Here is an 18,375-nt window from a genome sequence, read left to right on the forward strand (position 1 = left end):
ACATTCAGGCCTCGACCATGAACGGCGTCGGATCGCCGCAACCAACGCGGACCACTTCCGGGTCGTCGCCGGTCAGGTCAATCACCGTTGAGGCCTTGATACCGCCAAAACCGCCGTCGATGATCAGATCGACCTGATGCTCAAGCAACTGGCGCATTTCGTAGGGATCGCTGAGGGGGTCTTCGTCGCCGGGCATGATCAGCGTCACGCTCATCAGCGGCTCGCCGAGTTCGGCCAGCAGCGCCAACGCGATCGGATGGCTTGGCACGCGCAGGCCGATGGTGCGTTTCTTCGGATGCAGCAACAGGCGCGGCACTTCGCGGGTGGCGTTGAGAATAAAAGTGTAAGGGCCGGGTAGATGCGCCTTGAGAATGCGGAAGGTGCCGGTGTCGATCTTGGCGTAATTGCCCAGTTGCGACAGGTCGCTGCAGATCAGCGCGAAGTTGTGCTTCTCATCAAGCTGACGCAGCCGTCGCACACGCTCGATGGCGGTCTTGTCGCCGATCTGGCAACCGATGGCGTAGGACGAGTCCGTGGGATAAATCACTACCCCGCCCTTGCGGATGATCTCGACCGCCTGTTTGATCAGGCGCGCTTGCGGGTTTTCCGGATGTATCTGGAAAAATTGACTCACATTCTCTACCTGTTCAGACGGCGGCAATATCTGTGTCATGTTTGAACCGACACCACAGGGGTGGAAGGTCCTCGGGAACCGGCCGGTACTGGCCGATCTCGGACCAGCCGCCAGGGCCATGGAAGTCACTGCCGGCGCTGACCAGCAGACCGAACTCACGGGCAAGGATCGCCAGGCTGCCCACCTGTTCTGCGGGCTGATGGCCATTGACCACCTCGATAGCATGCCCGCCTGCTTGAATATAGTCGGCAATCAGCTTTCGGCGCTTGCTACGGGTGAAATCATAGTGCCATGGATGCGCCAGGCTGACCCAGGCACCGGCGGCGCGCAGGGTGGCGACGGTGTCTTCCAGGGTCGGCCAGTGCAGCTTGACGTCGCCGAGCTTGCCGGCGCCGAGCCATTTGCGAAATGCCTCGGCGCGATCCTTTACATAACCTTCACGCACCATCCAGTCGGCGAAATGCGGCCGGGCCGGCGCGTTGCCGCTGTCGCCCAGCTCCTGCTGGATCTGCCGGGCGCCGTCGAGGGCACCGGGCATGCCCTTGAGGGCGAGCTTGCGGCTTATTTCTTCCGACCGCAGCCAGCGGCCATCGTGCAGTTTGGCGATCGCTTCGACCAACGGCGCGGCGTTGACGTCGAAACCGTAGCCCAATACATGAATGGTCGCCCCACCCCAGGTGCAGGACAATTCGACGCCGTTGACCAGTTGCATGCCCAACTCGGTGGCGGCAGTTCGCGCCTCGGCGAGCCCCTCAAGAGTGTCGTGGTCGGTCAACGCCAGGACTCGCACGCCGTTTTCGAACGCACGCGCAACCAGAACCGCAGGCGCCAGGGCGCCGTCGGAGGCCGTGCTGTGGCAGTGCAAATCAACATTCACGGGGAGTTGTAACCTCAAATCAGCTGGCGCTATCGCGCGCCCATATGTTTGTTATTATGCCGCCACATCCAGCTTCTGGCTCTCACTGTGAAACAATTCATCGATTTCATCCCGCTTCTGCTGTTCTTCATCGTTTACAAACTTGATCCACGGGTCGTCGACATTGCCGGTCAGCAAGTGACCGTAGGCGGTATCTACAGCGCCACGGCGATGCTGATCATCAGCTCCCTGGTGGTGTACGGCGCGCTGTTCATCAAGCAGCGCAAGCTGGAAAAGAGCCAGTGGCTGACGCTGATCGCCTGCCTGGTATTCGGCAGCCTGACGCTGGCCTTCCACAGCGAAACCTTCCTGAAATGGAAAGCGCCGGTGGTCAACTGGCTGTTCGCTGCGGCGTTCATCGGTAGCCACTTCATCGGTGACCGCCTGCTGATCAAACGCATCATGGGCCACGCGCTGACCCTGCCAGACCCGGTCTGGACGCGCCTGAACATCGCCTGGATCGGCTTCTTCCTGTTTTGCGGCGCGGCCAACCTGTTCGTCGCCTTCACCTTCCAGAGCATCTGGGTCGACTTCAAGGTGTTCGGCAGCCTGGGCATGACCGTGCTGTTCCTGGTCGCACAGGGCGTTTACCTGTCGCGCCACCTGCATGACACCGATACCACAACGCCAAAAACCGAGGACTGACATGCTCTACGCCATCATTGCCACCGACGTTGCCAACTCGCTGGAAGCTCGCCTGGCCGCACGCCCGGCGCATCTGGAACGCCTGCAAGCGCTCAAGAGCGAAGGCCGCATCGTGCTGGCCGGCCCGCACCCGGCCGTCGACAGCAATGATCCGGGCGCAGCGGGTTTCACCGGCAGCCTGATCGTCGCCGAGTTCGACTCCCTCAGCGCCGCACAGGCCTGGGCCGATGCCGATCCGTACATCGCCGCCGGCGTCTACGCCAATGTGATCGTCAAGCCGTTCAAGCAAGTCCTCCCTTAAAAGACAAAAGTCCCAGTGGCGAGGGGATTTATCCCCGTTGGGTGGCGAAGCCGCCCCAAAGCCATTCAATGCGGTGTGCCTGTCACACCGCCTGCTTACATCTCAGGACTGCTGCGCAGCCCAACGGGGATAAATCCCCTCGCCACAAAAAACGCATCAGCCACCAACATCACCTCTCTGACACTGAACCTTCTCGGCTTCCGCTGCTCTCAATCGCTCATTATTCTCGTTTGCCTGCCGACAACCTGCCCAATATCCATTTGGAAACAGGTGTCGCGATGCGCAAGGGTCCGTTGTGTCTGATGTTGCTCACGTTGTCGATCATGGCGCCCGCCCATGGTGAGGAAACCACCGAAAGCGGCAGCTCCACACCATTGTCATTGAGCGCCGGCAGCCAGATCACCGAGTTGCAACAGCGGCTCAAGGCCAGTGAGCAGCAGCGCGAAGAACTGAACAAACAACTGCAAAATGCCGACAACACTCGCGAAAGCGCCCAGCTCGCCCGGCTGCGCCAGGAGAACCAGCGTCTGAAGCTGCAACTCAAGGAAGCCCAGGCCAGCCCGCTGCCGCGTTTGCTGACCGATCAACAGCAGTGGTTCGTCACTGGCGCCGGGGTAGCGCTATTGGCGCTGCTCTGCGGTATCTTTGCCAGTGGTGCAAGCCGAAAACGTCGGCAATGGCTAAATTGAGTGAGTCATGAGCGAGCTGTTACTGATTGATGATGACCAGGAGTTGTGCGAACTCCTGAGTAGCTGGTTGAGCCAGGAAGGCTTCCAGGTGCGCGCCTGCCACGACGGCCAGAGCGCCCGCAAGGCGTTGGCCGAAACCGCCCCGGCGGCGGTGGTGCTGGACGTGATGTTGCCCGACGGCAGCGGTCTGGAACTGCTCAAGCAATTGCGCAACGACCACGCCGACCTGCCGGTGCTGATGCTGTCAGCGCGTGGCGAACCGCTGGACCGCATCCTCGGCCTCGAACTGGGCGCCGACGATTACCTGGCCAAACCCTGCGACCCCCGCGAACTGACCGCGCGCCTGCGCGCCGTGTTGCGCCGCAGCCACCCGGCAGCCGTTTCGACGCAGCTCGAGCTGGGTGACCTGAGTTTCAGCCCGGTGCGCGGCGTGGTCAGCATCGACGAAAAAGAACTGACCCTGACCGTCTCCGAAAGCCGCCTGCTCGAAGCCCTGCTCAAGCAGCCCGGCGAGCCGCTGGACAAACAGGAACTGGCGCAACTGGCCCTCGGCCGCAAGCTGACCCTGTACGACCGCAGCCTCGACATGCACGTCAGCAACCTGCGCAAAAAAATCGGCCCCCACCCCGACGGCCGCCCGCGCATCGTTGCGCTGCGTAGCCGTGGTTACTACTACAGCCTGTAAAACCATCCAGTTTCGTGTACGAGCTGCCCAAGGCGGCGATCTTCAGGCTGCAGGACGCAGAGCGTCCTCGGCTGCATTCCCACGCAGAGCATGGGAACGATCAGATCGCAGCCTTCAGCACCTCCTGCACAGCATATGTGTAAGGCCGGGCACGAAACGTCTTTACCGAAGCTTTACGCTGCGCTGACCGCCGCTGACCTTGATCTGCGTAATCTGCACTCATCCGGAACGTACCGGGAACGAGACAAGGAGATACACCATGCGCAAGACTCTTATCGCTCTGATGTTCGCTGCCGCTCTGCCAACCGTGGCCATGGCCATGCCGCAGGATGGCGGTCCGCTCGGTGGTCCGCTGGATGGCCCGCGCCACGGCGGTCAGATGCACGGCGGCATGCACGGCAAAGGCCCGTACAGCCAGCTCGATCTGACCCGCGAACAGCGCGAGCAGATTCGCAAGATCATGGGCGAGCAGATGCACGAGCGTAAGCAGGTGGTCGACAAGTACCTGGAGAAACTCTCGCCGGCCGACCAGAAAGCCATGAAGGACGAGATCGCGGCCAACCACAAGAAAGCCGAGTCCGATGTCCGTGCATTGCTGAAACCTGAGCAACAGAAGCAATTCGACGAGATCCAGAAGAAACGCGCCGAACGCCGCGCCGAATGGGCCGAGTTCAAGGCCTGGAAAGCGCAGCAGGCACAAAAGGCGCAATAATGGCTTGACCATGGGCCCGACGACTCACCTCGTCGGGCCTGTTCCATTCAAATCGAATGTGGGAGCGAGCCTGCTCGCGAAAGCGCTGCCTCAGCCAGAGATGGATTGACTGACACTACGCCTTCGCGAGCAGGCTCGCTCCCACATTTGAACGGTGTGATTTTCGAGGAGTTTCTGTGCGTTCACTGTTCTGGCGGATTCTTGCGAGCTTCTGGCTGGCCATCGCTCTGGTAGCCGGGCTGTCGATTCTGCTCGGGCACATGCTCAATCAGGACGCGTGGATTCTCAGCCGCCATCCCGGCCTCAACACGCTGGCGGCGGAATGGACGCAGACTTACGAAACCCAAGGCGAAGAAGCCGCGCAGGATATCCTCGAACAACGCAAACGCCAGTATCACATCGACGTTCAGGTGCTCAACGAAACCGGCGATCCGGTGGTGCGTGGCACCTTCCCGCGCCGCGCCGCAGCATTCGAGGCGCGGCAGAACAACGACGATCGCCGTCTGCCATGGCGGCGTCTGACCGACGAGATCACCAGTGAAAAAACCGGTGATACCTACCTGTTCATCTACCGCATCCCGCACCCCGAGCTCGACGCCTGGCACCGCGAAAGCCTGCTCTGGCCGCTGAGTGCGCTGGGCATCGCGCTGGTGGTGTTGACGCTGTTCAGTTTGCTCGTGACTTTCTCCATCACCCGCCCACTGAGTCGCTTGCGCGGCGCGGTGCATGATCTGGGGCAGACGACTTATCAGCAGAACAGTCTGGCGAAACTGGCCAACCGCCGGGACGAATTCGGCGTGCTGGCCACCGATTTCAACCGCATGGGCGCGCGCCTGCAAAGCCTGATCGGCAGTCAGCGCCAATTGCTGCGCGATGTCTCCCATGAACTGCGCTCACCACTGGCGCGTCTGCGCATCGCGCTGGCTTTGGCCGAGCGCGCCAACCCTGAAGAGCGTGAGAAACTGTGGCCACGGCTGACCCGCGAATGCGACCGGTTGGAGGCGTTGATCAGTGAAATTCTGGTGCTGGCGCGAGTCGATGCCGACAATGCCAGCGCTGAAGAAGTGGACCTGAATGCGTTGCTCGCCACGCTGCAAAAGGATGCGCAGCTCAGCTCACCCGAGCAGACCGTGCGCCTGCAAGCCGAGCCGCAGCTGAATCTCAAAGGCTGGCCGACGATGATCGAGCGCGCCGTGGACAATCTGCTGCGCAACGCCCAGCGCTTCAACCCGAGCGATCGGCCGATCGAATTGCACGCTGCGCGGCAGGCTGAGCGGATTGTCATCAGCGTGCGCGACCACGGGCCGGGGGTGCAGACCGAACATCTGAGTCAGTTGGGCGAGCCGTTCTACCGGGCGCCGGGGCAGACCGCTGCCGGGCATGGCCTTGGGCTGGCGATTGCCAAACGGGCGGCAGAACGGCATGGCGGCACGCTGACGCTGGCCAATCATCCGCAGGGCGGCTTTGTGGCGAGTCTGGAATTGCCGTTGGTACCGGGAGTCGTGGTCCAGCCCTGAAAAAGCCCCTCACCCCAACCGTCTCCCGGAGGGAGAGGGGGCCGACCGAGTTGTCTGCCGTTGTGCATCGACCTTATGGATTCGCAGAAACTAGACGTCCGGTATCCCGACTCTGGATTCAGCGAAGGTCGCTCAGGTCGGTGTAACTCCAAAGCATCCCCCAATCAGTCCCCTCTCCCTCTGGGAGAGGGTTAGGGTGAGGGGCTTTTGATCTTCAGGCTTTACCGGGCCAGGCGCTGACGAACTCAGCCAGATCAACCTTCTCCGCCACGCGCGGCTCTTTCTGCGGCGTGCCGAGATAGAGAAACGCGATCACCTCCTCGCCTTCCACCAGCCCCAAGCCTTCGGCCACATGCTTCGAGTACGCCAGATCCCCGGTGCGCCACACCGCGCCAATCCCCTGCGCATACGCCGCGAGCAAAATCCCGTGGGCCGCACAGCCGGCCGTGAGCAGTTGCTCGGCCTTCGGGTATTTCACGTGCTCCTGCAATTTCGCGATGACCACAACCACCAGCGGTGCCCGCAACGGGCCGTTGCGCGCCTTGTCGATCATCGCGTCGGTGACTTCGCCGCTCTGCTGGCGGGCCGCCTCGGCCAGCAACGCGCCCATTTGCTCACGCGCTGCGCCTTCGACGGTCAAAAAGCGGTACGGCTGCAAGTGCCCGTGATCCGGGGCACGCAGGGCCGCGCCGAACAGGGCTTCGCGCTGCTCGGCACTGGGGGCCGGTTCGACCAGTCGGGGAACGGAAACACGGTTGAGCAACGCGTCGAGAGCCTGCATCGGCCACCTCCTTTGAAAAATGTGCGGCTATTCTAGCTTCATCTGCGCAGCGCCTGCCGGTTTACATGCCTCGCCCCACAGGTAGAATGGCGCCCTTCTCCCACCAGCCCGAGCGGATTTCATGGCGTTGCCGACCTTACGGATCATTGGTTTTATCATCGGCATCTTCCTGATCACCCTGGCTGTGGCCATGGTCGTGCCGATGGCCACGCTGGTGATTTTCGAGCGCACCAGCGACCTGCCATCGTTCCTCTGGGCGAGCATGATCACCTTTGTCGCCGGCCTCGCTCTGGTGATACCCGGCAGACCGGAACACATTCACCTGCGCCCGCGCGACATGTACCTGCTGACGGTCAGCAGCTGGCTGGTGGTGTGCATTTTCGCCGCGCTGCCGTTTCTGCTGACCCAGCACATCAGCTACACCGACTCGTTCTTCGAAAGCATGTCCGGCATCACCGCCACCGGCTCCACCGTGCTCAACGGCCTGGACAACATGTCACCGGGGATTCTGATGTGGCGGTCGCTGCTGCACTGGATCGGCGGCATCGGCTTTATCGGCATGGCGGTGGCGATTCTGCCGCTGCTGCGCATCGGTGGCATGCGTCTGTTCCAGACCGAATCCTCCGACCGCTCGGAGAAGGTCATGCCGCGTTCGCACATGGTGGCGCGGTTGATTGTGGCGGCCTACGTCGGCATCACCATTCTCGGCAGCCTGGCGTTCTGGTGGGCGGGAATGAGCCCGTTCGATGCGATCAACCACGCGATGTCGGCGATTTCCACCGGTGGTTTCTCGACCTCTGACCAGTCGCTGGCCAAGTGGACGCAACCGGCGGTGCACTGGGTGGCGATCGTCATCATGATTCTCGGCAGCCTGCCGTTCACCCTGTACGTGGCGACGCTACGCGGCAACCGCCGAGCATTGATCAAGGATCAACAGGTGCAGGGTTTGCTGGCGATGCTGCTGGTGACCTGGCTGGTGCTCGGCACCTGGTACTGGTGGACCACCAAGCTGCATTGGCTGGAAGCGCTGCGGCATGTGGCGCTGAACGTGACCTCGGTGGTCACTACCACCGGCTTCGCCCTCGGGGACTACAGCCTGTGGGGCAACTTCTCGCTGATGCTGTTTTTCTATCTGGGCTTTGTCGGCGGTTGCTCAGGTTCGACGGCGGGCGGCATCAAGATTTTCCGTTTCCAGGTCGCCTACATCCTGCTCAAGGCGAACCTCAATCAGCTGATCCACCCGCGCGCGGTGATCAAGCAGAAGTACAACGGTCACCGCCTCGACGAAGAAATTGTCCGTTCGATCCTGACCTTCTCGTTCTTCTTCGCCATCACCATCTGCGTGATCGCCCTGCTGCTGTCGCTGCTCGGAGTCGACTGGATGACCGCACTGACCGGTGCCGCCAGCACCGTGTCCGGCGTCGGCCCGGGTCTGGGCGAAACCATCGGCCCGGCCGGCAACTTCGCCACCCTGCCGGATGCGGCGAAGTGGATTCTGTCGTTCGGCATGCTGCTCGGCCGACTGGAGATCATTACGGTGTTTGTGCTGTGTATTCCGGCGTTCTGGCGTCATTGACCGCGTCCGGCACCTGCGTCAGGCGCAAGCGGTACTCGCCGGGCGTGGTGTCGAACCAGCGGCGGAAGGCGCGGAAGAAGTTGCTCGGGTCGGCAAAGCCCAGCAGGTAGGCGATTTCCAGCAAGGTCATGCTCGGTTGCGCCAGATATTGTTCGGCCAGTTCACGCCGGGTGTCGTCGAGCAATTGCTGGAAACTGGTGCCCTCCTCCTGCAAGCGCCGCTGCAAAGTGCGCTGCGACAGGTGCAACGTCTGCGCCACGGTGTCGCGCTTGGGCTCGCCCTGGGGCAACAAACGACACAACACCTGACGTGCCCGGTGCGTCACGCGACTTTCGGAAAACCGCGCCAGATATTCCCCGGCAAAGCGATCATGCAACAGCGCCATGGCTTCGTTGGCGGTCGGCAGCGGCGCCTCCATATCGGCACGTTCGAAGATCAACGCATCGTAAGGCGCGTTGAACACCAGCGGCGCGTGAAAGGCTTCTTTATAGGGTTGCAGGTTTGTCGGCTGATCGCCCTGAACCAACACTTTGACCGGGTGCAGCGGGCGCCCGGTCAGCCAGCCGCACAGCGCCAACGCGCAGGCCAGTGACGCTTCGGCGCTCTGCCGGGTCGGCGGCAGGTGATCGCCGTGCACGGTGAGAATCAGCGCGTAACCTTCATCGAGCAAGCGAAAGCTCAAGTCGGCGCTTTCGGCAATGATGCGTTGATAGCGCACCAGACGCTGGAAGCCTTCAGCCAGGGTATTGCTCGACATCAGCGCGTAGCCGGCGACATGAAACGAGGCCGGGCGCACCACTTTGCCCATGTTCAGGCCGATCGCCGGGTTGCCGGACACCTCGACCGCGCGCTGCCAGAGCCGGGTCATGGAATCCTGCGGGAAACGCGCATCCGGATCTTCCAGGGCACTGAAATCCAGCCCCAGTTGCTTGAACAGAACCCGGCAATCCAGGCCGTCCATCTCCAGTGCTTTGACAATCCCCATCGCCCAGCTTGCAGAAGTCGTTCGTTCGCTCATGGTTGTTATTCTTTTACATGACGGGCTGCAGATAACCGCCCTATTTGCGAAGGATACTAAAGTGGCGCCGATTGTCACTGGCCCACGCCAATGATCACTCTAGACTCAAATAAGCTCCCCGCCGAACAACTTGTCGCCAGAACAATCACCACAGAGAGCGCGGTCGTGGAAAACATCAAGCAGTTCAACAGCTTCGCCGAGTTCTATCCGTATTACCTCGCCGAACACAGCAACAGCACCTGCCGTCGTTTGCATTTCATCGGCACTTCTCTGGTCATCTTCATTCTCGCTCTGAGCATCGCCAAAGGCGCCTGGCTGCTGTTACTCGCGCTGCCTCTGGCCGGTTACAGCTTTGCCTGGATCGGCCATTTCTTTTTCGAGAAAAACCGCCCGGCGACGTTTCAGCATCCGCTGTACAGCCTGCTCGGCGATTTCGTCATGTACCGCGACATGATTCTCGGTCGCGTGGCGTTCTGAATGAGGGTCTGCCAATGAATGCCCATGCTCGCTTCACCCATATGAAGGACGGCACCGAGGAAGACTGGGCGATCATCGCCGCTGATTTCAGTGCCTATGCCAGACAGCTGCCATCGCGGATCCTCGCGCATTTGAAGCTGCTTGAGGGCGACTTCGGCGGTTTCCCCGTGGATCGCCTGACCCACTCGTTGCAAACCGCGACCCGCGCCTTTCGCGACGGGCGTGACGAGGAATACGTGGTCTGCGCGCTGTTGCACGACATTGGCGACACCCTCGGCTCCTACAACCATCCGGACATCGCCGCAGCGATTCTCAAGCCGTTCGTGAGTGCGGAAAATCTGTGGATGGTGGAGAAGCACGGGATCTTTCAGGGCTATTACTTCTTTCATCACCTGGGCATGGATCGGCATTTGCGCGAGCAATTCAAGGACCATCCGCAGTTCCAGGCCACTGCCGAATTTTGCGCCAAGTACGACGCGGCGGCGTTTGATCCGGCGTACGACACGCTGCCGCTGAGTTTCTTCGAGCCGATGATGGAAAGGCTGTTTGCGCAGCCGAAGTACTCGATTTACAAGGCTGCGATGCAAGAACACAGCCCCGCTTGATGTTGTTTGTTCTGCCCTCATCGCTGGCAAGCCAGCCCCCACAGGGTTCTGTGCCGTTAACAAAACCTGTGGAAGCTGGCTTGCCAGCGATGAGGACCTTTCAAACATCCGAGAACTAAGCGAGCTCGGCAACTTTGGCAGCTTTCAATTCCGCCTCCCGCGCCTGGGCATCCGCCAATCGATACAACTCGATCGTGCCGTCCCAATGCTCGATCAGCGCCGTGCACGATTCGACCCAGTCGCCGCAATTGAGGTAGTCCACCCCGCCGACCTTGCGAATCTCGGCATGGTGAATATGCCCGCAAACCACGCCATGCAGTTCGCGCTTCACACACTCGTGGGCGATGGCTTCTTCAAAGTCGCTGATGAAACTGACGGCGGTCTTGACCTTGTGTTTCAGGTAGGCCGACAGCGACCAGTAGCCGTAGCCATAGCGGGCACGCCAGTGATTGAGCCAGCGGTTGAGGGTCAGGGTGAATTCATAAGCCGAGTCGCCGAGAAACGCCAGCCAGCGGTGATAACGGGTGATCACATCGAACTGATCGCCGTGGATCACCAGCAAATGCCGGCCGTCCGCCGTAACGTGCACCGCCTCATCGACCAACTGGATATTGCCCAGAATCAGCTTCGAATAGCGCCGCAGGAATTCGTCATGGTTGCCGGTGACGTAGATCACCTCAGTGCCGCGCTTGCTCATGGTCAGCAGGCGGCGGATGACGTTGGTGTGGGCTTGCGGCCAGTACATGCCGCTGCGCAGTTTCCAGCCATCAATGATGTCACCGACCAGATAAACCTTGTCGGCATGGTAGCCCTTGAGAAATTGCGACAAGTGCTCGGCCTGGCAATCCCGCGTGCCCAGGTGCACATCGGAGATCCACAGGGTTCGCACCCGTTGTTTGCGGCTGGGTCGGGCGAGCTCGGCGCTGGTCATGGGCAACCCTCTGCGATGTTTTCGCCAGCTTGCGCGCGCCGGGTTAATCGACCGTGACAGACTTGAGTCAGTCGTGTGACAACGCATCCGGCGTACGGCGGTGTAGACTGACGGCCACTTCGGAGACAACCTGCCATGCGACCGATCCTCACCCTGCGCCAGTACACCCACGACCTGATTGTGCACAGCCACGAGCACGCGCAGTTGGTGTTCGGGCTGTCCGGTGCGCTGGATTTCGAGGTCGAGGGCTGTGGCAGCCAAGTGCGTCAGCAGAGTGTTGTGGTGGTTCCGTCCGGCGCTCATCATGCCTGCGACAGTCCCCAAGGCAGCAGCTGCCTGGTGCTCGACATCCCTGAAGGGCAATGGGTGCAGGACTCGCTGGGCGCGCATGCCGAGGCCAGTCGCCGCTTGCTCGATCATCCGGGGCGGCTGTCGCTGGACTCGGGGCAGAGCCAATTGGTCAACTGGCTGGCGAACAGTCCGGTCAGCGATCCGTTGATCGCGCAGCAAGGCGCAGTGTTGCTGCTGGCCAGTCTCAATCACGCGCAACCTCCCGAACTCCGCGCGCGTCGCCTGCCCTACGCCGCGCTGGATGCGCACATCGAGCAATACGCCGGCTATCCGCTGCAAGTCGCTGACCTGGCGCGCGTGGCCGGGTTGTCCAGCGCGCGCCTGCACGCACGGTTCATGGCCGAATGCGGACAGACGCCGATGGATTACATCCGCAGTCGACGCCTGCATCTCGCGGTGCAACTGCTGCGCGACACTGCATTGCCGATTGGTGAAGTAGCCAGTCGCGTCGGTTACAGCTCGCAAAGTGCGTTCTCGGCCGCAGTCCTACGTGAATTCGGCTCGTCGCCCGGACATCTTCGGCGCGATTCCTGCGACAAAAGACGATAGCCTGCCGACAGACTTGCAGGCCGAGACGCGGTTCAATGGCCCCATGAAGTTGAACCTGAAAAAAGGAATGCAATGACTCCGCGTACCGCCCTCGGCGCTCTGCATATTGGCGCTTTGATGTTCGGCCTGACCGGTGTGTTCGGCAAACTCGCTGCCGCATCCCCTGCTGTGATCGTCTTTGGACGTGCGGCTTTTGCCGTGCTCGCCCTGGCATTTTTCGCCCGTTTCTTCAGCCAGCATGGTTGGCAGACACTTCAGGCCGTGGACTGGCGGCGCCTCGCCCTCAGCGGCGTGTTGCTGGCTGGGCACTGGGTGAGTTTTTTCGTATCGGTGAAGGTCGCCGGGGTGGCCATCGCCACCTTGGGCTTTGCCAGTTTCCCGGCGTTCACGGTGATTCTCGAAGGACTGATTTTCCGCGAACGCATCCGCCCCAATGAAATCGTCCTGGTGGTATTGGTCAGCATCGGTCTGGTGCTGGTGACGCCGGCATTTGATCTGGGCAGCGGCGCCACCGTCGGCTTGCTTTGGGCCGTACTGTCCGGCCTGCTGTTTTCCCTGCTGTCGCTGACCAACCGCGCCAGTTCCGGGCGCATCCCGGCGGTGCAGGCGGCGTTGTGCCAGAACGTCGTCGTGGCGTTGTGTCTGTTGCCGGTCGCGGCGCCGCAGTTGAGTCAGGTCCGAGCGCTGGACTGGTTGTGGATCGCCCTGCTCGGAGTGTTCTGCACGGGCGTGGCGCACAGCCTGTTCGTCGCCAGTCTGGCGGTGATCAAGGCACGCACGGCGGCAGTGGTGTTCGCCATGGAACCGGTCTACGGCATCACCATCGCCTGGCTGCTGTTCAGTGAAACCCCGACCCTGCGCATGCTCATCGGTGGCGCGCTGATCATCGTCGCGATTGTGGTGTCGGCGCGGATGTCAGGCTCGGCCGACAAGAAAACCGTCGCCGCCGAAGCCGCCTCTCACTGAGTGCGGTCGTTGTGGCCGAGGTCGCGGTCAGGATCGATCTGATCGCGCACTCGCTGTTTCAATACCTTGGCCTCGGGAAAACCACCGTCGGCCTTGCGCTCCCAGATCTGCACACCCGCACAAGTGATGTGAAACACCCCGCCGGTGCCCGGCACCAATGACACTTTGCCCAGGTCGTCAGCGAAGGTGCTGAGCAGCTCCTGGGCCAGCCACGCCGCGCGCAGCAGCCACTGGCATTGGGTGCAATAAGTGATGACAACTTCGGCTTTGGCGACGGTCATGATCGCTGAAACTCCTGAGACAGAGGGCGCCGCTATAATAGCCGGCTTTACCGTTTGCCCCGAGACTCACAATGCGCCGTTTGCTGCTCTGCCTGCTGCTTGGTTTCCTTCCCCTGCTGGTTCTCGCCAGTGAGGCGCCACGACCGAAAGTCGGCCTGGTGCTGTCCGGCGGTGCTGCGCGCGGGCTGGCGCACATCGGCGTGCTCAAGGCGCTGGAGGAACAAGGCATCAGGATCGATGCGATTGCCGGCACCAGCATGGGCGCGGTGGTCGGTGGGCTGTACGCCTCGGGCTACAAGATCGATGAACTGGAAAAACTCGCCCTGAGCATCGACTGGCAAGCGGCGCTGTCCGACGCGCCGCCGCGTGAGGACGTGCCATTTCGACGCAAGCAGGACGACCGCGACTTTCTGGTGAAGCAGAAACTGAGCTTTCGCGACGACGGCAGCCTCGGCCTGCCATTGGGGGTAATTCAGGGCCAGAACCTCGCACTGTTGCTGGAAAGCCTGTTGGCGCACACCAGCGACACCCGCGACTTCGACAAACTGCCGATCCCGTTTCGCGCCGTGACCACCGACATCGCCAATGGCGAGAAAGTGGTGTTTCGCAAAGGCCACCTGCCGCAAGTGATCCGCGCGAGCATGTCCATCCCCGCAGTGTTCGCCCCGGTCGAGCTTGATGGCCGGTTGTTGGTGGACGGCGGCATGACCGACAACATCCCGCTGGATGTCGCGCGGGAAATGGGCGTCGACATTGCCATCGTCGTCGATATCGGCACACCGCTGCGCAATCGCAAGCAACTGACCACGGTGGTGGATGTGCTCAATCAGTCGATCACCCTGATGACCCGGCGCAACTCCGAAGAACAACTGGCGACTCTGCATGCCAATGACGTATTGATCCAGCCTGCGCTGGCCGCGTTCGGCGTGACCGATTTCGGCAAGGCTCAGGAGATGATCGACGCCGGTTACCGCGCCACGCGAATCCTCGATGCGCGGCTGGCGCAGCTGAAGCCGACTCAAACCCAGGACGCGGAATTGAACGCCGCCCGCCAGCCTGGTCAGCGCACGCCGATCATCACGGCCATTCGCGTCGAGAATGATTCGAAAGTCGACGATGACGTGATTCGCTATTACATCCGCCAACCGATCGGCGCGCCGCTGGACCTGGGCCGCCTGCATTCGGACATGGGCACGCTGTACGGCCTCGATTACTTCGATCAAGTGCGTTACCGCGTCGTGCACAAAGGCCAGGATCACACCCTGGTCATCAGCGCCAGCGGCAAACGCAGCGGCACCGATTATCTGCGGGTCGGCCTCAATCTGTCGGACGACATGCGCGGCGACAGTGCTTTCAACCTTGGTGCGAGCTATCGCGTCAACGGCATCAACCGCCTCGGCGCGGAATGGCTGACCCGCGCGCAGATCGGCGACAAGCAAGAGCTGTACAGCGAGTTCTATCAACCGCTGGATGTCGGCTCACGTTACTTCGTCGCGCCCTACGGGTCGTTCGAGGCGCAGAACGTTGACTCGGTGCTGGATAACGATCCGATCGCCCAGTATCGCGTCGAGCGCTACGGCCTCGGTCTCAACCTCGGCCGGCAGATCGGCAACAACGGTGAAGTGCGACTCGGCGTCGGCCAGGCCTGGGGCAAAGCTGATGTGCGCATCGGTGATCAGGATCTGCCGAGCGAGAGTTTCAACGAAGGCTTCTATACCGTGAAGTATTCCTACGACTCGCTGGACAACGTGTACTTTCCGCACGCGGGCAAGGACGTCAGCCTGACCTTCACCCAGTTCGAACCCGGGCTGAGTTCGGACACGCGCTATCGCCAGTGGGAGTTGAATTTCGACAAGGCCATGAGCCACGGGCCGGATACGCTGATTCTCGGCGGGCGCTACGGTCGCACGCTGGACGATGCCAATGTGGTGACCTCAAGCTTCCTGCTCGGCGGCGCGCGGCAGTTGTCGGGGTTCCGTGAGGATGCGCTGTCCGGGCAGAACGTCAGCCTGATGCGCGCGGTGTACTACCGCCGCCTGACGCCGCGCTCGTACCTGCCGCTGGACTTCCCGCTGTACGCCGGGGCCTCGCTGGAACGCGGTCGGGCGTGGAACAACGACAATGAATTCGACAGCGGCTACATCAATGCCGCGAGTGTGTTTATCGGCTTCGACACGCCGCTGGGGCCGTTGAACTTCACGTATGGGTTGAATGATGCGGATGAGCAGGCGGTTTATCTGAATCTGGGGCAGACGTTCTGACGCCTTCGCGAGCAGGCTCGCTCCCCACAGGGAAAGCACATTCCATTGTGGGAGCGAGCCTGCTCGCGAAAGCGGTCTCGGATGAACCCGAAATCCATTGGCGCTCAGCGAATCCCCGCCAACAACGTCCTCGCGGTTTGCTTCAACGGCTCATCCCCTTCCCTGAGCAATTCATTGAGCAAGGCGATCGCACTGTCGATGTCGCCGTCGTCGATGCAGGTTTGTGCCTGTTCGAGCTTGCCGGCGGCCTCGGTGTCGGTGTCGGTGAACTCGGGTGGTTGCAGATCCAAAGGTTCCAGCACCAGTGACGACTCGGGATCGCCGAACTCATTTAGGAAGTCATCGTCGAGCGGCTGAGCGTCGGGTTCGGGGATCCATTCAAGTTCGGCTTCTTCGGCAGATGCAGCCTGTGGCAGTTCAAAATCGACGGGGAGCACTGACAGGCTGGTGCCCAGTGCCGGATCATCGACCGGCGGTGACGCGGCATCAGTGCGGCTATCGTTCAGATCCCAATTTGAATCCATCGACAGCTCGCCCAGATTCAATTCGAAATCATCCTCGAGAGCGCCGGGCGACGCTGCAAGCGGCGCGGCTGCGGTCGCTGCCAAGGCCACGGGCAATTCGGGCACGATTGGCGTTGCCGCAAATGCCGCCGGTGCGGCGCCTGCCAGTTTGGGATGGCGAGTGCGGGTTTCAATCAGTTCGCGCTCATCGACGCCAAGCGCACGCAGGCGGTTTTCCTGCTGTTCGTAAGCGGCGCTGTCACCCTGGCGCCCAAGAACCTCCAGCAACTGCAGACCGAGATCGGTGCGTTCAGGTTCCTTGTGCAAGGCATCCCGCAGTAGCCCGGCCGCTTCGCTGAGTCGGCCGTAGGCCAGATAGATGCCCACCGCCTCCAGCACATCGCCAGCACCGGGTTCGTCGCGGTGATCGGCGCCCGCGTGCGCACCGACAGATTGTTCAAGCTCGGGCTCGTCGACATCTTCTTCGGCGCTCACAGGCAACAGCGGCGTCGGCGTGCCATCTGCTGTGGAACGCTGCTGACGGCGGCGTATGAGCAACGCTGCCAGCACGCCCAGCAGCAATATCAGTCCGCCGAGCAGCGGCCAGTTCACGCCATCGTCTGCCGCCTCGACCGGGACTGAAACAGCGGCCGGAGCCGGCGCGACCACAGGTGGTGGCGGCGCTTTCTGCACTTCGGCCAGACGGGTTTGCAACTCCTCGATCTGCTTCTTGCCGTCGGCTATTTGCACTTGCTGCTCTTGCAATCTGAGGTTCTGTTCGTCGAGGGTCTTTTGCAGTTGCTGGGTGAGCAGCACGCTGGCGGCCAGTTGCTCGGCCTGCGCGTCGTTGGCAGGTGCCGCCGGCGTTGGCGGCACAGGCGCCGCAGTGCGTTTGCCCTGGGCAGCCTGGGGCGGTGCGGTAACCGGTTCGACGGTTGGAAATTCGGAGGATTGCGGGCGCGGATCCGGCTCGTCGGTGGCGGGCACAATGCCCGGCGAACCCGGCGGGTCGATCAGCACCGTGTACTCGCGCAGCAGACGGCCGTTGGGCTGATCGAGCTGCACGAGGAAATTCAGGAAAGGTTCGTTGACCGGTTTGCCGGACGTCACCCGGATCATCTGGCGGCTGCCGCGCAGGATCGGAGTGAATTTGAGGTCATTGAGAAAGAACACCCGCTCGACGCCGGCCCGACCGAATTCATCCGCCGAAGCCAGGCTGGCCGAGAGATCGTTTTGCGTCAACGTGCCGACATCGACCAGCGCGATGTCGGCCTTGAACGGCTGATTGAGGGCTGAGTAAACAGTGATTTCGCCCAACCCCAACGCCATCGACCAGGTCGAATAGCTGAATACGCCAGCGAGCAGCAGCCATTTGGCGCCCCCGCGCAGCACGTGCCGACTTGCGAGCATGAGCATCCCTTAAATAAGCAAAACCGGTTTCTATGCGTTCGCACATCCGGTACGAACACGATATTGCCCAGTAGTTCTTATAGTCGGCTCAGCGCGATCTCTCAAAAAATCGCCACCGGGATGTGCCTCAAGATTTTTCCAGGTTGGCCAGAATGTGCCCGTGTACGCGCATGCACACCTTCAAATCCGCCTCATCGACGCCCTCGAACAATTCGTGGCGCAGTTGCGTGGCAATGGTTTCGATTTGTTCGATCAGAGGCAAGGCAGGTGCGCAGAGCACGATTTTTTTCGCCCGACGGTCTTCCATCACTGACTGGCGTTGCACCAGTCCCTGGTTTTCCAGACTATCAAGCAAGCGCGCCAGGGTCGGGCCTTCGACGCCGACACTCTGCGCCAGTTCGCGTTGGGTCGGTGCCTCTTCAAAACGCGCCAGATGCAGCAGCACCAGCCAGCGCGCCTGCGACAGGCCCAGCCCGGCGAGACGACGATCCAGTTCGGCACGCCAGCCACGGGACATCTGGGCCAGTTGCATACCAAAGCGATGTTGATCGGTTAACGGCATAAAAC

At 61.6% G+C, this 18,375-nt stretch carries 20 protein-coding genes; 12 read left to right on the forward strand and 8 right to left on the reverse strand.

The genetic code is table 11. From position 1 onward, the window contains the following. Window positions 1-4: 4 nt before the first annotated feature. Together AB4N47_RS15855 and AB4N47_RS15860 are read right to left on the reverse strand one after the other, a co-directional pair. Window positions 5-634 carry an L-threonylcarbamoyladenylate synthase gene (locus AB4N47_RS15855; protein WP_016771124.1) on the reverse strand — a complete coding sequence of 210 codons (630 nt, stop codon included), beginning with the start codon at window positions 632-634 and terminating at the stop codon, window positions 5-7. A 13-nt stretch (window positions 635-647) separates the two neighbouring features. Further along, entirely contained in the window at window positions 648-1,511 is an 864-nt protein-coding gene (locus AB4N47_RS15860) for a PHP domain-containing protein (RefSeq protein WP_016771125.1), read from the reverse strand. Window positions 1,512-1,598: 87 nt separating this feature from the next. Here AB4N47_RS15860 and AB4N47_RS15865 point away from each other — a divergent pair, with 87 nt between their 5' ends. The 6 genes from AB4N47_RS15865 to AB4N47_RS15890 all read left to right on the forward strand — a co-directional run bounded on the left by AB4N47_RS15865 (window position 1,599) and on the right by AB4N47_RS15890 (window position 6,099). Beyond that, window positions 1,599-2,195 (forward strand): septation protein A, encoded by a 597-nt coding sequence (locus AB4N47_RS15865; RefSeq protein ID WP_016771126.1) that lies wholly within the window; start codon window positions 1,599-1,601, stop codon window positions 2,193-2,195. Between the two features lies 1 nt (window position 2,196). Then, on the forward strand, window positions 2,197-2,496 hold the full coding sequence (locus tag AB4N47_RS15870; protein WP_341638762.1) for a YciI family protein: 300 nt from the start codon (window positions 2,197-2,199) through the stop codon (window positions 2,494-2,496). A gap of 278 nt (window positions 2,497-2,774) precedes the next feature. After that, on the forward strand, window positions 2,775-3,185 hold the full coding sequence (locus tag AB4N47_RS15875; protein WP_016771128.1) for a translation initiation factor 2: 411 nt from the start codon (window positions 2,775-2,777) through the stop codon (window positions 3,183-3,185). Between the two features lie 7 nt (window positions 3,186-3,192). Further along, a complete protein-coding gene (locus AB4N47_RS15880; RefSeq protein ID WP_016771129.1) occupies window positions 3,193-3,870 on the forward strand; it encodes a response regulator transcription factor in 678 nt (225 codons plus the stop codon). A 259-nt stretch (window positions 3,871-4,129) separates the two neighbouring features. Continuing rightward, window positions 4,130-4,582, forward strand: a complete 453-nt coding sequence (locus AB4N47_RS15885) for a Spy/CpxP family protein refolding chaperone (RefSeq protein WP_042607494.1) — start codon at window positions 4,130-4,132, stop codon at window positions 4,580-4,582. Window positions 4,583-4,758: 176 nt separating this feature from the next. Beyond that, on the forward strand, window positions 4,759-6,099 hold the full coding sequence (locus tag AB4N47_RS15890; protein ID WP_341638761.1) for a sensor histidine kinase: 1,341 nt from the start codon (window positions 4,759-4,761) through the stop codon (window positions 6,097-6,099). 214 nt (window positions 6,100-6,313) lie between these two features. On the opposite strand, the gene AB4N47_RS15895 is transcribed toward AB4N47_RS15890, so the two are convergent. Further along, window positions 6,314-6,880: a nitroreductase family protein gene (locus AB4N47_RS15895; protein ID WP_341638760.1), complete on the reverse strand. Its 567-nt coding sequence runs from the start codon at window positions 6,878-6,880 to the stop codon at window positions 6,314-6,316. A gap of 121 nt (window positions 6,881-7,001) precedes the next feature. Here AB4N47_RS15895 and AB4N47_RS15900 point away from each other — a divergent pair, with 121 nt between their 5' ends. Next, a complete protein-coding gene (locus tag AB4N47_RS15900; RefSeq protein ID WP_038363735.1) occupies window positions 7,002-8,456 on the forward strand; it encodes a TrkH family potassium uptake protein in 1,455 nt (484 codons plus the stop codon). Here AB4N47_RS15900 and AB4N47_RS15905 read toward each other — a convergent pair. Continuing rightward, window positions 8,413-9,474 carry an AraC family transcriptional regulator gene (locus AB4N47_RS15905; protein WP_202883387.1) on the reverse strand — a complete coding sequence of 354 codons (1,062 nt, stop codon included), beginning with the start codon at window positions 9,472-9,474 and terminating at the stop codon, window positions 8,413-8,415. The genes AB4N47_RS15900 and AB4N47_RS15905 overlap by 44 nt on opposite strands. Window positions 9,475-9,639: 165 nt before the next feature. On the opposite strand from AB4N47_RS15905, the gene AB4N47_RS15910 reads away from it, so the two are divergent. Next, on the forward strand, window positions 9,640-9,951 hold the full coding sequence (locus AB4N47_RS15910) for an Mpo1-like protein (protein ID WP_016771135.1): 312 nt from the start codon (window positions 9,640-9,642) through the stop codon (window positions 9,949-9,951). Window positions 9,952-9,965: 14 nt separating this feature from the next. Then, the gene (locus AB4N47_RS15915; protein ID WP_341638759.1) at window positions 9,966-10,556 is read left to right on the forward strand and encodes an HD domain-containing protein; all 591 of its coding nucleotides are present in this window, start codon (window positions 9,966-9,968) and stop codon (window positions 10,554-10,556) included. 115 nt (window positions 10,557-10,671) lie between these two features. Here AB4N47_RS15915 and AB4N47_RS15920 read toward each other — a convergent pair whose 3' ends face one another. Next, entirely contained in the window at window positions 10,672-11,487 is an 816-nt protein-coding gene (locus AB4N47_RS15920; protein WP_125917813.1) for a UDP-2,3-diacylglucosamine diphosphatase, read from the reverse strand. A 135-nt stretch (window positions 11,488-11,622) separates the two neighbouring features. Between AB4N47_RS15920 and AB4N47_RS15925 the strand changes: the two genes are divergently transcribed. Continuing rightward, window positions 11,623-12,387, forward strand: a complete 765-nt coding sequence (locus AB4N47_RS15925) for an AraC family transcriptional regulator (RefSeq protein ID WP_460154272.1) — start codon at window positions 11,623-11,625, stop codon at window positions 12,385-12,387. A 72-nt stretch (window positions 12,388-12,459) separates the two neighbouring features. Continuing rightward, on the forward strand, window positions 12,460-13,353 hold the full coding sequence (locus AB4N47_RS15930; RefSeq protein ID WP_125917812.1) for a DMT family transporter: 894 nt from the start codon (window positions 12,460-12,462) through the stop codon (window positions 13,351-13,353). On the opposite strand, the gene AB4N47_RS15935 is transcribed toward AB4N47_RS15930, so the two are convergent. Continuing rightward, window positions 13,347-13,634: an Rdx family protein gene (locus AB4N47_RS15935; RefSeq protein ID WP_016771139.1), complete on the reverse strand. Its 288-nt coding sequence runs from the start codon at window positions 13,632-13,634 to the stop codon at window positions 13,347-13,349. The two genes, AB4N47_RS15930 and AB4N47_RS15935, sit on opposite strands and share 7 nt — an antisense overlap. 71 nt (window positions 13,635-13,705) lie before the next feature. Between AB4N47_RS15935 and AB4N47_RS15940 the strand changes: the two genes are divergently transcribed. Continuing rightward, entirely contained in the window at window positions 13,706-15,895 is a 2,190-nt protein-coding gene (locus tag AB4N47_RS15940; protein WP_460154273.1) for a patatin-like phospholipase family protein, read from the forward strand. A 104-nt stretch (window positions 15,896-15,999) separates the two neighbouring features. Here AB4N47_RS15940 and AB4N47_RS15945 read toward each other — a convergent pair whose 3' ends face one another. Continuing rightward, window positions 16,000-17,808, reverse strand: coding sequence for a FimV/HubP family polar landmark protein (locus AB4N47_RS15945; protein ID WP_460154274.1), 1,809 nt, complete (start codon window positions 17,806-17,808; stop codon window positions 16,000-16,002). Window positions 17,809-17,935: 127 nt separating this feature from the next. Then, entirely contained in the window at window positions 17,936-18,370 is a 435-nt protein-coding gene (locus tag AB4N47_RS15950; RefSeq protein ID WP_016771142.1) for a MarR family transcriptional regulator, read from the reverse strand. Window positions 18,371-18,375 lie beyond the last annotated feature (5 nt).

The sequence above is a fragment of the Pseudomonas sp. S3_G06 genome (genome assembly GCF_054667565.1).

Coding starts and splice junctions, on each gene's coding strand:
- AB4N47_RS15870 (WP_341638762.1), top strand. CDS start 2,197: ATGCTCTACGCCATCATTGCCACCGACGTTGCCAACTCGCTGGAAGCT.
- AB4N47_RS15875 (WP_016771128.1), top strand. CDS start 2,775: ATGCGCAAGGGTCCGTTGTGTCTGATGTTGCTCACGTTGTCGATCATG.
- AB4N47_RS15880 (WP_016771129.1), top strand. CDS start 3,193: ATGAGCGAGCTGTTACTGATTGATGATGACCAGGAGTTGTGCGAACTC.
- AB4N47_RS15885 (WP_042607494.1), top strand. CDS start 4,130: ATGCGCAAGACTCTTATCGCTCTGATGTTCGCTGCCGCTCTGCCAACC.
- AB4N47_RS15895 (WP_341638760.1), bottom strand. CDS start 6,880: ATGCAGGCTCTCGACGCGTTGCTCAACCGTGTTTCCGTTCCCCGACTG.
- AB4N47_RS15900 (WP_038363735.1), top strand. CDS start 7,002: ATGGCGTTGCCGACCTTACGGATCATTGGTTTTATCATCGGCATCTTC.
- AB4N47_RS15905 (WP_202883387.1), bottom strand. CDS start 9,474: ATGAGCGAACGAACGACTTCTGCAAGCTGGGCGATGGGGATTGTCAAA.
- AB4N47_RS15915 (WP_341638759.1), top strand. CDS start 9,966: ATGAATGCCCATGCTCGCTTCACCCATATGAAGGACGGCACCGAGGAA.
- AB4N47_RS15920 (WP_125917813.1), bottom strand. CDS start 11,487: ATGACCAGCGCCGAGCTCGCCCGACCCAGCCGCAAACAACGGGTGCGA.
- AB4N47_RS15925 (WP_460154272.1), top strand. CDS start 11,623: ATGCGACCGATCCTCACCCTGCGCCAGTACACCCACGACCTGATTGTG.
- AB4N47_RS15930 (WP_125917812.1), top strand. CDS start 12,460: ATGACTCCGCGTACCGCCCTCGGCGCTCTGCATATTGGCGCTTTGATG.
- AB4N47_RS15935 (WP_016771139.1), bottom strand. CDS start 13,634: ATGACCGTCGCCAAAGCCGAAGTTGTCATCACTTATTGCACCCAATGC.
- AB4N47_RS15940 (WP_460154273.1), top strand. CDS start 13,706: ATGCGCCGTTTGCTGCTCTGCCTGCTGCTTGGTTTCCTTCCCCTGCTG.
- AB4N47_RS15945 (WP_460154274.1), bottom strand. CDS start 17,808: ATGCTCGCAAGTCGGCACGTGCTGCGCGGGGGCGCCAAATGGCTGCTG.
- AB4N47_RS15950 (WP_016771142.1), bottom strand. CDS start 18,370: ATGCCGTTAACCGATCAACATCGCTTTGGTATGCAACTGGCCCAGATG.